Source organism: Opitutaceae bacterium (genome assembly GCA_015075305.1).
In the GTDB taxonomy this organism is placed as follows: Bacteria; Verrucomicrobiota; Verrucomicrobiia; order Opitutales; family Opitutaceae; genus UBA6669.
This window is the reverse complement of sequence record JABTUS010000005.1, coordinates 62,966-77,607: the sequence shown is the minus strand read 5'-3', so window position 1 is coordinate 77,607 and position 14,642 is coordinate 62,966. Positions and strand designations below refer to the sequence as shown.

Genomic DNA, 14,642 nt, shown 5'->3' with positions numbered 1-14,642 from the left:
TTCGCCTGAAAATAAGCTGTAGTTTTGAGTGCAAGCACGCCCTCGACCAAACGGTGCTTGGCTAAACACTTGCCAAATGCAAATTAATTGATCAGATAGATCAGACTGATCCGTCTGATCTGTCCGATCCAACTCCCCCCATGCAAGGACCCCACAAGAAACTGCGCCCGAGCGGGGGGTACCGCCAGACTGCCAGCTTCCAGACCGCAACGATCATCTACGATGCCACCTACTGGTTTTGCGAAAGGTTTCTGGATCCTCGTTCCCGCATGGCCGATCAGATGGTGCAAGCCGCGCGCTCCGGCCGGCAGAATATCGCCGAAGGCAGCCGCGCCTCCGCTACATCTTCTCAGACCGAGCTCCGCTTGGTCAATGTCGCCCGAGCCAGCCTCGAGGAGCTTCTCCTCGACTACGAAGACTATCTGCGCCACCGCCGTCATGCGATTTGGGCACCCAGCAGTTCCGAGGCGGGCGCAGTGCGCGGCGTGGCTTCGAGAAAAGATCGGACTGATCCGTCTGATCAGACAGATCAGTCCGATCTTACCGCTCTCAACGACCAACAGCGCTGGCCGCTCTACTCCCGCTGGCTCGACCACCCCGATGCCGCCGTGCGCGCCAATGCGCTCATCTGCCTAATACATCAGGCAAACTATCTGCTCGACCGCCAGATCGCCGCCTTGGAAGCCGCCTTCGTCAAGGAAGGAGGCTACTCGGAGCACCTCGCCACCGAGCGCCTGCGCCAAAGGAAGAGAGATCAGTCGGATCAGTCCAATCCGCCAGATTCTTCCAACCTTCAGCCCCCAAACTGCCCAAAATGCGGTTCGCTCATGGGGCTGCGCACAGCCAAGGCCGGCAACACACCTGGCAGCCAGTTCTGGGGCTGCACGAAATATCCGGAGTGTAAAGGCACGCTGCCCGTTTAGCACAATCCGATCCAACTGATCAGACAGCACCGGCCGAACTTCCATGCCCTTGACGCGGCCGTTGAACGCAACGGTGTCTTACTCCTTCACCTCGGATGCATGGATTTGCGGTGCAAATCCATCGGGGAAAAAGCTCGATCGATCCGCGTCCGGCCCGCCTGTTGAGGCAATTTCGCGCTCTTGATAAGGGGGAAAACCTGATCACGGTTGTGCGGTCGTCACGCCACTGCCTTCCCCCACTCACGTTCTTCCCATCGTCATCCTGCTTGCATCCTCCCCGATTCTCGCGGATGTCGCGGCGCGGATTCCTTCCGGCACGGCGAGCGGCGTACTGGAACTGAAGGACGGACTCGAGGCACGCTGGCGAGTGGTCGTTGCTCCAAGCGCACCGTCAGCAACGAATCGCACAATCGATGCGCAAATAGACGGAGATGGCCTGTCCCTGTCAGGACGGATGGAGCTGCAGCATGCCTCGCAAGCCGGAAGTTGGACCCTCAACGCATCATCCATTTCCGTTGAGCAGTGGATCGCTCCCTTGAGCGGCTACCTGGGATTGCGCGACTCTCTCGGCGATTTCAGGATTGCCGGCAATCTGCAGGGGGAAGCCTCCGGCACCATCTCTCGAGGCAGCATCTGCGGACGCCTGCACTGCCGTCTCTCCGACGCCAGCCTTTCAAGTGATACCCGAGGACTGCGCGTCGAGGGGCTCAATGTTTCACTGGATCTCGAAGGCCCTGCTCCCCTGCTCTCCCAAGGCACACCGACACTCTCGTTCAGGGAAGCGCGTTTCAATCAGGTCATCGCTCGCAATGGCCATATCGCCTTTTCACTCTCCAAAAGCGGTGCGCTTTATATTGCAGGCGCCCGGCTCGACCTGTTCGGCGGTGCGGTTGAAATTCGTGACGAGACCATTCCCCTGCAGTCAGTGCTCTCCAGGGAGGTCAGCCTCGGCATTCATCTTTCCAATCTGAGCCTGGCGGAAATCAGTGCGATGCTTCCCGATGTCATCGCCGAAGCGCACGGTCGCCTCAGCGGACAGATCCGCGTGGCGTGGTCGGCAAAAAACGGCTTCAAGTTCGGCAATGGTCGGTTTCAAATTGACCGTGCGGAATCGGTGGAAATCCGCTTCAACCCGCAGCCTGGCTTCCTGACGTCGCACACACCCGAACGTCTGACCATCCTTCCCGCATGGACGGGCGTCCTGCAGCGATGGTTCTCGCCGAAAAATCCGGCTTACGAATCACTGCGCCAGATCGAGATGGGATTGATGAGTCTCCATGTCGAAACATTGAGCGTCGAACTGCATCCCGCGGGCGACGCGCAGGGGAGAACCGCAACAGTGCGGATCTCCGCCCGTCCCGCCGTTTCCTCAGCCGTCGATCGGATCGATTTCGAGGTGAACGTGTCCGGGCCTCTCGACGAGGTCATCAGGCTCGGCATGGACAAGAAGGTTTCGATCAAGAATGGCGGAGCGCGCTGACAGCGAAGGTTGTCGGCGGGCCTGGCATCGCCGCACGGGTTTCGCTCAGTGAAAATCGTGACTCGCCTGCTCGGGCAGATCGTCGCAGCGGAGCGCGCGGACTGCCTGCGCCTTCACATGTATAACGCCATCACGCTGCTGCAGCCTGCCGTCCACGATCAGCGCCGGGTTCTGCGTTATGGTCAGGCGGTCGCGCTCGAAAAGCGCCGGGGGAACGATGGCATTGGCCACGCCGCTCTCATCCTCGATCGAAAGAAACACAACTCCCTTGGCCGTGCTTGGACGCTGACGGCAGATCACCGAGCCGCCGATTCGGATGCGCTCACCGTTCCTTCCCAGCGCCAGTTCATCCGAACGCCACAGATCGGGAAAACGCGGGCGCAGGTGTTTCATCGGATGTTCACCGGTGGTGAGCGACAGCGCGGCGAAGTCGGCGTTGATCCGCTCAAGGATCGACATCGGCGTCAGCAGGCCCGCGGAGTCATCCCCGGATTGCACACCGGCAAACAGGTCGTCAGCCAGGTCCGTGGATGCGGCCTCCCAGAGTGCCTGGCGGCGGCTGCCGGCAAGCGTCGTGAGCGCACCGGATGAGGCGAGTGTCCGTCGCTCGCGACTGTTCAGGTCCGTACGCCTCAGAAAATCTGCCACCGACTCAAAGGCGCGCTCCGAGCGGGCGCTGAGAATCGACTCGATGCCCGAGGCGCGCAGCCCGCTCACGGAACGCAGCCCGATGCGGAATGCTGCGTCCGACTCAACCGTCGCGCCGTCGTGCGACTTCGTCACGCACACGGGGCGCACACTGATGCCATGGCGGCGCGCGTCCTGCACCAGCGTGGCGGGTGCGTAGAATCCCATCGGCTGCGCATTCAGGAGCGCCGTGTAGAACTCCACCGATCGGTGCGTCTTCAGATAGGCCGAGGCATAGGCGATCAGGGCGAAGGACAGGGCGTGCAATTCAGGAAACGAATACAGCGCGAATGAACCGAGCGCCTGCAGGATGCGGTCCGTCGCCTCGGCGCTCGTCTCATTTCCCATGAGCCGCCCGCGCAGCTTCTCCTGCATCCTTTTCATGCGCTCTTGATTGCGCTTGAAATCGATGGAGCGGCGGAGTTCATCGGCCTCGCCCGCCGTGAACCGCGCGAGCTCCATGGCGATTCGCAGGAGCTGCTCCTGAAAGAGAACGACGCCGTAGGTGCGACCGAGGATCGGCTCGAGGCGGGCATCCCAGTAGCTGACCGCCTGCCGTCCATTGCGTCGCTCGATCAGCGGGTGAACCGCATCGCCTTGGATCGGGCCTGGACGGATGATGGCGACCTGCAGGGCGAGATCATAGAATGTGCGCGGCTTGAACCGCGGAAGCGTCGCCATCTGCGCGCGGGACTCCACCTGGAAGAGCCCGATGGTGTCCGCCCGGCAAAGCATCTCGTAGGTCGCCTTGTCGTCCTTGGGCATGGTGGCGAGATCCACAGGACGTCCGCGCTCCCGGCAGATGGACAGCGTTTCCTCGACGGCCTTCATCATGCCGAGGCCGAGAAGATCGACCTTCACAATACCCATCTCCTCGCAGTCGGTCTTGTCCCACTCAATGACCGTGCGGTTCTCCATGGCCGCATTCTCGAGCGGCACGACTTCATCCAGGCGGCCGGCGCACAGGACCATGCCACCGGAGTGCTGCCCCAGATGCCGCGGCAGGGAGCGCGCGCGACGGACAAGATCGACCAGATGCATGGTCCGGGGATGGGCCCGCGCAATGCCCGCGAGCTTCAACTGCTCCAGGAAACCGACCGTTTCCGGATACTCGCCTCCCGAATAGAGCGACGTGTAGCGGTCGAGCACATCGTCCGAAAACCCGAGGACACGCCCCATTTCGCGCAGGGTGTTCCGGCAGGAAAAGGTGATGACATTCGCGGTCATCGCCGCGCGCCCGGCGTAGCGGCGGTACACCTCCTGAATGACCGTCTCGCGGCGCTCGCGCGACGGCAGATCGAGATCGATGTCCGGCCACCCGGTGCGTTCCTCCGAAAGGAATCGCTCGAAAAGAAGCTTCTGCGCGATGGGATCGACCGCTGTGATGCCGAGCGAATAACACACGGCCGAGTTTGCCGCGGATCCGCGGCCCTGCACCAGGATCCCGCGCTCGCGACAAAAGCAGCAGATGTCCCAGACCGCGAGAAAGTAGCCGCCGAAGCCCAGTTTGCCAATGACGGCGAGCTCCTTGTCGAGCTGGCTGCGCACATCCTCTCCCATGACAGCATAACGATCGCGCGCGCCGCGGTAGGTCAGTTTTCGCAGATGCGAATCAATGCTTTCGCCCGCCGGCACCGGAAAATCCGGGAAACGGTAGCCGAGTTCGGAAAGACTGAAGGTGATCCGTTCCGCCAGCCGGGCTGTTGCGTCAACGGCCTCGGGCAGATCCGCAAAGAGCGACTCCATCTGCGCAGGGGATTTCACGCAGCGCTCCGCATTGCATTCGAGCAGACGTCCAGCCGTGTCGAGGGTGCGCTTTTCCCACAGGCAGGTGAAGGCGTCGGCGACTCGACGGTTTTCCTTCACGTCATACGCAACGCCATTGGTGGCCAGCAGCGGCAGACCGTGCCTGCGCGCAAGGCCGATCAGCGCGGTTTCCTCGATGTCCTCGTTGCGCAGCCGGTGGCGCTGAAGCTCCATGTGCAACCTTCCGGGAAAAATCCGCGCCAGCCTGCGCACGGCCCCTTCTGCACCGGCGGCATCACCGCGCCGCCAGGCGCTGCGAACCGGCCCCTCCTCGTCACCGGTAAGGGCGAAGATCCCCGTGGCGTGTTCCTCCACTTCATCCCAGCGCGCGCGACCGTGTCCCTTCTCGCAGCGCAGCTTTGCGCGCGTCAGCAGGCGGCAGAGGTTGCGGTAGCCCGCCTGGTTCTCGACCAGCAGCGGAAGGACGCCGCCATCCTCCAGCACGACTTCGGCACCCACAAGCGCACGGACACCGTTCTCCCGCGCGGCCAGATGCGCGCGAACCGCCGAATAGACGCCGTTGCGCTCGCACAGCGCCAGCGCCGGCACCTGCAGACTCGCGCAGGCCTCGACAATGCTTTCCGGATTCGATGCCCCGCGAAGAAAACTGAATGCCGAACGGGCGTGAAGCTCGACGTAGGCCATCAATCATGGATCCCCTCGATGAACCAGCCCTCGGGCGTGTGCAGGAGGCGGTAAAGACCGGGGCCAATGCGGACATCCCACTCCTCGCGGGCCCAGGCCGCCGCCCACCAGTCGCCATTCAGCCACACCGGACGGCGCAGGACATCGACCTCGCCCTGCACCAGGGATGACACGAGAAAGCTGGGGCGCGCTTCCGTGAGCTCGACCGTGGCCGCAACCGGCGGGCGCAGGCGGCGCAGGCTCGGACCAACCGCGGGAGGCGCGGCACGCACCGGATCCTCCGCAACGGCCGCGGCCGGCGGCTCCAGACGAAAGGCGTCGGGCCGGTGGGTGTCCAGGCGACGCGGCGTGCCGACATTCTCGGATCCGGTCACCGCGGCGAGTCGTCCGAGCGTCGCATAAAACATCGCCGCATCCTTGAGCCCCGTGTCAAAGATCCCCTCCTGCACATGGAGCCGGCGCGCGGGATGGGCCTCGAGGGCGACACCGACGATTGGCGACTCCGTGTGCAGCGACGCGAGATGATTTTCGAGAACGAAGAAGAGAAGATCCGCGCGCGCAGTGGGCTCGGGCAGCTCGAAATCGCGCGCCCACGCCTGCTCATTCTCCAGGCGAAGGGTGAGCGAGAGACGCGCTGTGCCGCCGCCGAACTGCCCGGCCTCGAGAGCCAGGCGGTCGCAGAAACGGCGGAGCACGAACAGCAGGGGCTGCAGGGTCTCAACCGGCTCCTCCAGATCCATCTCCGCGCGATGCCGTGTGGGTCGTGCTGTGGGCTGGATCGGCCGGAAGTATTCACCCGTCGCCCTGGCCCAGAGCTCATCCCCGCGCACACCCAGGCGGCTTGCGAACGCAGCCCGGGGAAACGCCGCGATCTGCCCCAATGTCCGCAAGCCGAGACCCTGCAGGAGCTGCTGCTCGTCCTCCATGAGCCCGAGGCACTCGACCGGGAGCGGTTTGAGAAACGTCCGGTTGTCATCCACCCAGCAGTCCGGCGCGCCGCTGTCGGCCGCGAGACGCGCGAGCAGCGGAGTCGCCGCAACCCCCAGGCACACCGGCAGTCCCTCGGCCGCGAGGCCCGCGCGAATCGCGGGAAACCGCCGGCGCAGTCCCTGCAGGTCGACGCCGTCGAGATCGATGGTGACACAGCCGCTGTCGGTGGCCTCCACTCGTGGGGCAATCGACCAGCCCGCTGAAAGCAGAAGCGCCCCCGCCTCGCGTTCAGCGGCTGGCGACGGGCTCAGCAGTTGCAGCGCCGCGCATTCGGCGAGAGCCTGGGCGGCGGTCATGCCGGTGACAACCGAGGTTGCCCCGGCACTCCGGCTGGCGACCCGCGCCCGCCGCCCCTCGCCTTCCAGCAGGGCCACCGGTTCGCCGCGCATGGCGGGATTGAAACGCAGCAGCGCGTGCAGTGCAAGATCCGGAATCTGGAGGACGGCGAACATCATCCCGCGTGCTCCCCCGCCTGGTGGCGCTCGCGCTTGAGCTCGACCGGAAGCGCCGCAATCAACTCCGCCCGCGGTGCTGTCAGCGCCCGGGCGTCCAGCGGGGATTGGAAAGCCAGCCGGTGGGTGGCGTTGGGCACCAGGGCCGTCGATGTCTGCACGACAAGCGCGGTCTCCGCCTGTTCGCAGGCGCGTTGAAGCCGAGCCCAGATGGAATCGCGCACGGCGAGCAGCGTGCGTTCCGGAAGTCCGCGGACATCGACGACGACGACCGCGTAATTGGGGTCGCGCGCGACAAGATCCGCCGCCCGCCAGCAGGCGTCGAGCGATCCGCAGCGCACCCACACCAGGTGCGCAAGGGCATGATCATCGAACGCATCGGGGTCGAAGGACCGGGCCGCATCAATGAGCGCGACACGCTGGCGGCCGGCCCGTGTGGAGCCCAGCAGGGCCGTGATGCTCAGTTGACAGCCCGCACTCGGCTGCTCCGAAACAAACTCCGTCAGCGCACCGGTCCGGAGCCCGCCGCCGAGGGCGTCATCCACAGCGGGAACCCCCGTGGGAATCCGGCGAACTTCGCGACGGCGCGCGGAGGGGAAGCGCTCGTCGAGCAGACGACGCAAGGCAACGACCTTGTCGGAACCGGCGCACATGGTGGTGTTGCGCGTGAGGGCTTCATCGTTTGCCGCGGCCGATCACCCCGACGAGAACACCCTGGATGATCAGGGCCTCGGCGGGGATGAGGTCGCGGTAGCGCGGGTTCTCCGCCCGCAGGTAGTTGCGCCGGCCTTCGCGGACGAGGCGCTTGAGTGTGGATGCGCCGTCGATCAGCGCGGCGACAATCTGTCCGGGACTCGCCTCCTCGCGCCGCAGGAGGGCAATGTCGCCATCGGCAATCTGGGCGTCCACCATCGAGTCGCCGCGCACCTGCAGGGCAAAGAGCCCGCGTATGGACCGCAGTCCGAAGGCGGCGGGATCGATGCGCACGCTTTCATCCGCGAGGGCGGCATTGTCCGCCGGAAGACCGGCGGGAATCACGCCGTAAACGGGCACCGTGAAGAGATGCCCCTGAACCTCCCTGGCCTTCGCCGCATAGCTGCGACCGTCGCCGGTGTCGGTGACACAACCCTTGCGAACCAGCGCCAGGATGTGGCTGCGCGCCGCATTGGAACTGGCGTAACCGAACTCTCCGGCAATCTCCCGGAGCGAGGGCGGACGGCTCTTTTCCGCCTGGTGCCTCACCATGAAGGCGAGAATCGCCTCCTGTGTTTCAGTCAGCCTGGTGCTCATGTGAACAGTACTGCTCAAGTGAGCAGTATTCGTCAAGGCGAGAATCCCATCATTTCACCCTCCAACTACAGAGTTGCCGTCCAACGGCTTCCGTTTACGCGACTACTTTTTTCCCTTGGCAGGAATCAGCGCGCGCGGTCGCTGGGAAGGTCCGGGCTTGGGCACCGGAACCATTTTCAAAAGTGATTCTCCCTGGGTGACCAGATCCCGCTGTGCGGGGTCATCGACGCGGTTGACGTATTCACCGGGATCGAGCGACCAGCGATAAAATTCGCGGCCCTGCGCGCCATTGTCCCAGGTCGTGTAGCGCCAGGAATCCGTCATCACAGAGCGCCCCATCACGTCTCGCTTGTGCGCGACATCGTAATGGAAAACCAAGCTGTAGGCGGGATGTTGCGCGGGATTGGCCCCCTGCCAGCGATCCGTCAGCGAACGTCCCTGCAGGCCTTGCGGTGCCTGCAGCCCGGCAAGCGCGACAAGCGTCGGGTAGACGTCAATCAGCTCCACGGGGCTGCCCACTGTCCTGCCGGCGGGCACACCGGGACCGGCGATGATCAATGGCACGCGGGTCGCGATCTGGAACGCACTCAGTTTCGCCCAGAGTCCGCCATGGTCGCCGAGGTGGAAACCATGATCGCTGAAAAACACCACGATCGTATTCCGCCACAGGTCGTGGCGATCGAGTTCGTTCAGCAACAATCCAACCTGATAATCCATGAACGAGACGCAGGCGTAATAGGCCCGGCGCGCGTCAGCCGGCGTATTGGGCTGCTCGAATCCGGTGAGCTCCGTCTGAAGGGCGATCGGCGGAATTCCCGTCATCGCCGGCTCGGCAGGCCTCTCAAAATCCTTCACCTTGTGAAGATCGAAAAACTTGCGGGGCGCGGTCCATGGCAGGTGGGGTTTGTGGAATCCGGCCGCAAGGAAGAAGGGAGGCGCACCTTCCTTTCTGTCCGCAAGCAATCCTGCGATCGCCGAGGCCGTGAGGCCGTCCCGCGTCTGAGTGCCGTCGCTGTCGAGCATCGTCCACGCCGGACGTCCGTCTCCGAGGCCATAGCGGTCCTTGATCGCCTGCTTTTCCCCCGGGTCATTGCCATCGTTGTCCGTATAGCGGTCCCAGCATGCGGGGTCGCTGCCATGGGCATTGTGAAAAATTTTTCCGTGACCGACGGTGAAATAGCCGTGCTGCTTGAAAAACTGCGGCAGCAGTACCGCGTCAGGCAAGGCGGCGCGGGCGGTGGTGCTCAGCACATAGACGCCGGTCGATTCCGGGCGCCGGCCGCTCAGAAAGGAAACGCGGCTGGGATTGCACAGCGGATACTGGCAGGAAGCCTGGTCGAAGCGAACGCCGCGGGCGGCGAGCCGGTCGACGTTGGGTGTCTTCGCGAGCGGATCGCCATAGCAGCCCAGCGCGGTGTTGAGGTCGTCGACGACGATGAACAGCACGTTCGGCGCCGGAGAGGCGATCGCGGCCGCGGCTGTCGCGGCAATCGCGGCGAACAGAAGAACGACGGAAGGGATTCGGTGGGGGAAACCGGAACGGTGGGATCGCCAGAATACGCAATTCATCTCTGTACGATTGAGCGAATTGTTCCGCCTAGCGAGCGCCATTTCTCCGCCGCAGAGCAGACTGCGCACACAGGTTGCGATGTCGTTCACCGCAACCCGTCAAACCGCTGCGACCTCAGCGACTCAAATGTGGATCGCCTCGCCCGTCGTGGCCGCAGCAGCTTCCATGATTGCCTCACTCAATGTCGGATGCGCGTGAATCGTGTGATGAATGTCCTCAACCGTCGCCTCAAGGTCCATCGCGAGCCCATACTCGGCGATGAGCTCCGTGGCCTCGCTGCCCAGGATGTGCGCGCCATAGATCTCGCCCGTTTTCGCATCGCTGATCACCTTGACAAAGCCCTCGCTCTCCGCGGATGCGACAGCCTTGCCTGATGCCGTGAAGGGAAATTTGCCGATCCTGTAGTCGAGCTTCTTTTCCTTTGCCGCCTTTTCGGTGAGGCCGGTGCTGGCCACCTGAGGCTGGCAGTAGGTGCAGCCGGGAAAATTCTTCACGCGTTTCGGTTTGGCGTGCCCGAACATGCCATTGACCGCGTTGACCGCCTCGAATGTCGCCACATGCGCCAGCCAGGGCGGACCGATGATGTCACCGGCCGCATAAACACCCTTCACACTGGTCTGGTAGTCGTCGCCAACCTTCAGGTAGTTCCGCTCAAGATCGAGTTTCACATTCGCAGCGAGCACGCCGTCGAGATTCGGCGTCACACCAATGGCGGACAGGAGCGCGCTCGCCTCGAGCTCCTCCGACTTGTCGCCCTGCTTGACCGTCACCTTCACTGAGTTGTCAGAAATCCGGTAGTTGTCGCTCGTGGCGCCGAGTCGAAAGGTGATGCCCTGCTTTTCCAGCGAGCGCTGCAGCGCCTTGGACACTTCCTCGTCCTCGACCGGAAGCACCTGCGGAAGCATTTCGACGACGGTCACCGCGGAACCGAACGCATTGTAGAAATAGGCGAATTCAATGCCGATCGCGCCGGCGCCGACGATGATGACCGATTTGGGAAGGGTCGTCGAGGCGAGCGCTTCGCGGGATGTCAGCACATTGCGCGCGTTGTAGTCGATGCCGGGGATCCGGCGCATGCGGCAGCCCGTGGCGATGAGAATGTTCTTTGTCTTGAAAAACTTCCCCTTCTGTTCGCCCTCGGTGATGGACACCATGCCGGGGGCGCTGACCTGTGCCTTGCCGACAATGTAGTCGACCTTGTTCTTGCGAAAAAGGAATTCCACACCCTTGGCCATCTGCGCCGAGACATTGCGGGAGCGATCCATGACCTTGGAAAAATCGAAGGCAACGTCCTTTGCGCTCAGCCCGTAGACCTCCGGTTTCTTCATCTTCTGATACAATTCGGCGCTCTTCAGAAGGGCCTTTGTGGGAATGCAACCCCAGTTGAGGCAGGTGCCTCCAGCGCGTTCCATTTCAATGCAGGCGACTTTCTTTCCAAGCTGGCCGGCGCGAATAGCACCCGCATAGCCCGCAGGTCCGCCACCGATCACAATAAGGTCGTATTCCGTAGTTTCAGCCATGCTTGCACTTTCTCCCGGAGCCGAAAACCCCGCAAGGTGAAACTGGTTAGACGTCTATGATGTCCGGATCGGACCGCCCCGGCCTGCCGCCCGCACCCGGACCGCGCGGCGGACGAGGTCCCCTGCCCCGGGAGGTAAGTCCCACAATCACATGAGTCAGGCTGACGATCAGCGCTCCACCCAGGGCCGACCAGAATCCGGCCACATGAAAACCGTTGATGATATGTCCCACAAAGAGGAACAACAACGCGTTGATCAATATCACCCCAAGGCCCATCGTTATCAGAATGAAAGGCAGTGTAAACAGGACAAGCAGCGGCTTGATCACCGTATTGAGCAGACTCATCACCAGCACGACCACAACGAGCGTGCGATTGGAGTCATAGTCGATGCCCGGAACAATTTGCGCGGCCAGCACGACTCCCAAAGCCAGGACCGCATAGCGAAACAGCAGTGACAGCAACGGATACATCTTCAGTCGGTGACAATGCTTCTCGGAAGCCGGGGCGTCGATTGAAAATCCTGATCGTCCAGGACTTTCTCCGCAATGGCGGCACCGAGCGCCAGTCCTGCCTGCTGGCCAATGCTTTTTCCTGCGCCGGTCACACGGTCGCGCTGATGACTTTTCGTCCTGGCGGCGCGCTGGACGCAATGCCATCCCCGCGGGTGGAACGCCTGGTGCTGCAATCGCTCGACACCGGCTGCGATTGGTTCGCGCCGATGCTGATCCGAAAGACTCGGGAGTGGGCACCCGACATAGTCCTTTGCATGGGACGCATGGCCAACTGCCGCGGGGGGGGGCTCGCCGCAGCACTTCCGTCGGCACGCGTTGTCTGCACCCTGCGAACGGGAAAGCCCCTGCCCTGGTTGTTTCGGCGCTCGCTCGCGCGCGTGGCGCATGTTGTGGCGAACAGCGCGGAATCACACGCGACTCTCTTGTCGCAGCATCGCGTGCCTCCGGAGCGGGCAAGTGTGATCCGCAACGCGCTTGTTTTTTCTCCAGACGCAATCGATGGAGCAACCGCCAGTGCCGGCAGGACCCGGCGTCGGAAGCGGGAGGCTGCCGGATCCAACTGCCTGGTGATGCTCTGCACTGCCATGTTCCGTCCGGAAAAGAACCAGCGGGAGTTGATCGAAATTGTTGCCCGCCTTCCGCGCGAAACTTCATGGCAGCTCTGGTTCGCAGGGGACGGAGTCACTCGTGATGAATGTATCGCCCTGGTGAATCAGAAGGGTCTTTCCGATCAAGTGAAGTTTTTCGGATTTCAGGAGAATCCGACCGAGCTCTATCGCGCGGCCGACATTGCGGTACTGACCTCGACGCGTGAATCGCTCTCCAATTTTCTGATTGAATCCCACGCACACGGCCTGCCGTCGGTCGCATACGACGTCACAGGCGCGCGCGAATGCGGGGGTATCATCGTGCCCCGCGGGGACCGCAATGCATTCCTGACCGCGCTCACATGCTTGATGAGCGACAAGTCCGCGCTTGCCGCTGAGGGTGCGCGCGTGCGCGACTTTGCGCGAAAGCATTTCTCGCCAGAGCTGCAGACGGTGGCCTGTCTGGAATTGTTCAACCGGCTTTGCCAGACACCTTCCCCATGACGAACAAGCAGCGCCTCGATCTGATCGAAAAGCATATCCGCGAGCATCGGTATGCGGATCTGCACACGCTGGCGCGTCGTTTCTCCATTTCCCTGTCAACCGTGCGCCGTGCCTTGGATGAACTGGAAGAGAAGGGCCTGCTGCGGCGGCATCATGGCGGTGCGTCGCTCGTGGAAACCGACGAAATCGCGCGCGAATACGATTTCATCGCGCGTGACGAACGCATGGCCGCGGAAAAATTTGCGATCGCCTCGACGATCGCCGAGCGCGTGCAGCCAGGCATGACGGTCATTCTTGACGGCGGCACGTCCACCTATGCCGTGGCTCGTCTGCTCACCGCCAAGCGCCTGCAGGTCATCACCAATTCACTCCCGATTGCGGGACTTTTTGGCGATGTCGGGACTGTTGAAACCATCGTCACCGGAGGTATCGTCTACAGCCGCCTCGGCGTGCTGGTGGGACCGCTCTGCGAGCAGTCGCTCGAACAGATCCACGCGGACCTCGCGATCCTCGGGGGCGCCGGCATCACAGAAGCGGGTGTCTGGAATCACAACGCCCACATTGTCGCCGCTCAACGGCGGATGATTGCGGCGTCCGAACACAGCATCTTTGCGCTGGATCACTCAAAGTTTGGACGCAAGGCCCTCGCGCTGACCGCGGGATTCGACAGGCGTTTCAGCATAGTGACGGATGCGCAACCCAGCGGAGTGATGACGCGGGCCATGGAGTCATCAGGCGCACGCTTGATTCTGACCTCCGCCAATGGCGCGGGCAAAAGCTGAAGCGGTCGACCTTGGGCGGCTGAATGTGGATTTCCTCTGGCAGACAATCCCAGCCTTCATTCGTTGCTCCGGAGGAGCCGTTCAGCCAGGTCCAGCACATCCACTGGCCAGAAGCACGCGGGCCGAGGCTGATGGACGCCGGGACGTCCTGCCTTGGGACGGCAATTCAGCACGCGGTCGATCCATTGGCTGGGTATGGCCTCCACTCCGTACACGGCGCCCAGGAGCGCCCCGCAGATGGCGGCGTTGGTACCTCCATCAGCCAGCTCTCGCACCCCTGCCGATAGCGCCGGCCAATCTGCAGTGGTGACAGAAACTCCACCAGGCTGCCGAGAGCGTCTCCGGCTATCTGGCCAACGAGGCAGCCACGGGCACGCGATAGTTTGGATCGCTGATCTTGATTGTTTGTGGGAGGGTTCATTCAAGCACTCTTGCTTCGGAATGCAGGCGACTGATTTGTGCGCGCCCCAAGTCACAGGTGAAGAGCGCAATTCGGAGGTGCCTCCAGTCTCGGCGAAGATAGGCAACGACGGGAGGATGAACTTGGAGGGACAGGATTGTCCCGAGTGTTTGGTGGAGCAGATGGGAATCAAACCCACGACCTCTTCATTGCGAACGAAGCGCTCTATCAACTGAGCTACTGCCCCGATGGGAAGGGACGTTTTGGGCAACTGGGCGGCGAGAGTAAATAGAAATTTTCACGCAGGCCGAAACCAGCAGCGCGCGTACATTGCGGAAAATGGTGACAGAAACGCCACAGAGAATGTGGTTTTCATCCATGCGACGATGATGGACAGGCTGTTACCCGAGAGTTTGCCCGAGTTCCGCAGTTGGCGCACGTGAGAAAAAAACTTTCAGAGGAGTTGGAATTGGGGACAGGCATTGCCGCAGC

11 protein-coding genes and 1 tRNA gene are annotated in these 14,642 nt (G+C 62.7%); 4 read left to right on the top strand and 8 right to left on the bottom strand.

From position 1 onward, the window contains the following. Positions 1–140: 140 nt before the first annotated feature. Together HS122_10870 and HS122_10865 are read left to right on the top strand one after the other, a co-directional pair. Positions 141–923 carry a four helix bundle protein gene (locus tag HS122_10870; protein MBE7538902.1) on the top strand — a complete coding sequence of 261 codons (783 nt, stop codon included), beginning with the start codon at positions 141–143 and terminating at the stop codon, positions 921–923. 454 nt (positions 924–1,377) lie between these two features. Beyond that, entirely contained in the window at positions 1,378–2,403 is a 1,026-nt protein-coding gene (locus HS122_10865; GenBank protein MBE7538901.1) for a YdbH domain-containing protein, read from the top strand. Positions 2,404–2,448: 45 nt separating this feature from the next. On the opposite strand, the gene HS122_10860 is transcribed toward HS122_10865, so the two are convergent. The 7 genes from HS122_10860 to HS122_10830 all read right to left on the bottom strand — a co-directional run bounded on the left by HS122_10860 (position 2,449) and on the right by HS122_10830 (position 11,835). Continuing rightward, entirely contained in the window at positions 2,449–5,541 is a 3,093-nt protein-coding gene (locus HS122_10860) for an error-prone DNA polymerase (protein ID MBE7538900.1), read from the bottom strand. Continuing rightward, positions 5,541–6,986: a hypothetical protein gene (locus HS122_10855; protein ID MBE7538899.1), complete on the bottom strand. Its 1,446-nt coding sequence runs from the start codon at positions 6,984–6,986 to the stop codon at positions 5,541–5,543. The genes HS122_10860 and HS122_10855 overlap by 1 nt, the downstream gene beginning before the upstream one ends. Further along, positions 6,983–7,636: a hypothetical protein gene (locus HS122_10850; GenBank protein MBE7538898.1), complete on the bottom strand. Its 654-nt coding sequence runs from the start codon at positions 7,634–7,636 to the stop codon at positions 6,983–6,985. The genes HS122_10855 and HS122_10850 overlap by 4 nt, the downstream gene beginning before the upstream one ends. A gap of 22 nt (positions 7,637–7,658) precedes the next feature. Next, complete coding sequence (lexA, locus tag HS122_10845; protein ID MBE7538897.1) at positions 7,659–8,273, bottom strand: repressor LexA; 615 nt, start codon at positions 8,271–8,273, stop codon at positions 7,659–7,661. 102 nt (positions 8,274–8,375) lie between these two features. Continuing rightward, on the bottom strand, positions 8,376–9,842 hold the full coding sequence (locus HS122_10840) for a sulfatase (GenBank protein MBE7538896.1): 1,467 nt from the start codon (positions 9,840–9,842) through the stop codon (positions 8,376–8,378). 123 nt (positions 9,843–9,965) lie between these two features. Further along, positions 9,966–11,363, bottom strand: a complete 1,398-nt coding sequence (gene lpdA / locus HS122_10835; GenBank protein ID MBE7538895.1) for a dihydrolipoyl dehydrogenase — start codon at positions 11,361–11,363, stop codon at positions 9,966–9,968. Between the two features lie 46 nt (positions 11,364–11,409). After that, positions 11,410–11,835 (bottom strand): phage holin family protein, encoded by a 426-nt coding sequence (locus HS122_10830; GenBank protein ID MBE7538894.1) that lies wholly within the window; start codon positions 11,833–11,835, stop codon positions 11,410–11,412. A 41-nt stretch (positions 11,836–11,876) separates the two neighbouring features. On the opposite strand from HS122_10830, the gene HS122_10825 reads away from it, so the two are divergent. After that, a complete protein-coding gene (locus HS122_10825) occupies positions 11,877–12,968 on the top strand; it encodes a glycosyltransferase (protein MBE7538893.1) in 1,092 nt (363 codons plus the stop codon). Next, positions 12,965–13,750 carry a DeoR/GlpR transcriptional regulator gene (locus HS122_10820; protein ID MBE7538892.1) on the top strand — a complete coding sequence of 262 codons (786 nt, stop codon included), beginning with the start codon at positions 12,965–12,967 and terminating at the stop codon, positions 13,748–13,750. The genes HS122_10825 and HS122_10820 overlap by 4 nt, the downstream gene beginning before the upstream one ends. 571 nt (positions 13,751–14,321) lie before the next feature. Here the strand turns inward: HS122_10820 and HS122_10815 are convergent. Then, a tRNA-Ala gene (locus tag HS122_10815) sits at positions 14,322–14,397 on the bottom strand. Positions 14,398–14,642: the final 245 nt, after the last annotated feature.

What these genes read in the sequence shown, in the direction of transcription:
- HS122_10870 (MBE7538902.1), top strand. Translation starts at nt 141, where the DNA reads ATGCAAGGACCCCACAAGAAACTGCGCCCGAGCGGGGGGTACCGCCAG.
- HS122_10865 (MBE7538901.1), top strand. Translation starts at nt 1,378, where the DNA reads ATGGAGCTGCAGCATGCCTCGCAAGCCGGAAGTTGGACCCTCAACGCA.
- HS122_10860 (MBE7538900.1), bottom strand. Translation starts at nt 5,541, where the DNA reads ATGGCCTACGTCGAGCTTCACGCCCGTTCGGCATTCAGTTTTCTTCGC.
- HS122_10855 (MBE7538899.1), bottom strand. Translation starts at nt 6,986, where the DNA reads ATGATGTTCGCCGTCCTCCAGATTCCGGATCTTGCACTGCACGCGCTG.
- HS122_10850 (MBE7538898.1), bottom strand. Translation starts at nt 7,636, where the DNA reads ATGTGCGCCGGTTCCGACAAGGTCGTTGCCTTGCGTCGTCTGCTCGAC.
- lexA (MBE7538897.1), bottom strand. Translation starts at nt 8,273, where the DNA reads ATGAGCACCAGGCTGACTGAAACACAGGAGGCGATTCTCGCCTTCATG.
- HS122_10840 (MBE7538896.1), bottom strand. Translation starts at nt 9,842, where the DNA reads ATGAATTGCGTATTCTGGCGATCCCACCGTTCCGGTTTCCCCCACCGA.
- lpdA (MBE7538895.1), bottom strand. Translation starts at nt 11,363, where the DNA reads ATGGCTGAAACTACGGAATACGACCTTATTGTGATCGGTGGCGGACCT.
- HS122_10830 (MBE7538894.1), bottom strand. Translation starts at nt 11,835, where the DNA reads ATGTATCCGTTGCTGTCACTGCTGTTTCGCTATGCGGTCCTGGCTTTG.
- HS122_10820 (MBE7538892.1), top strand. Translation starts at nt 12,965, where the DNA reads ATGACGAACAAGCAGCGCCTCGATCTGATCGAAAAGCATATCCGCGAG.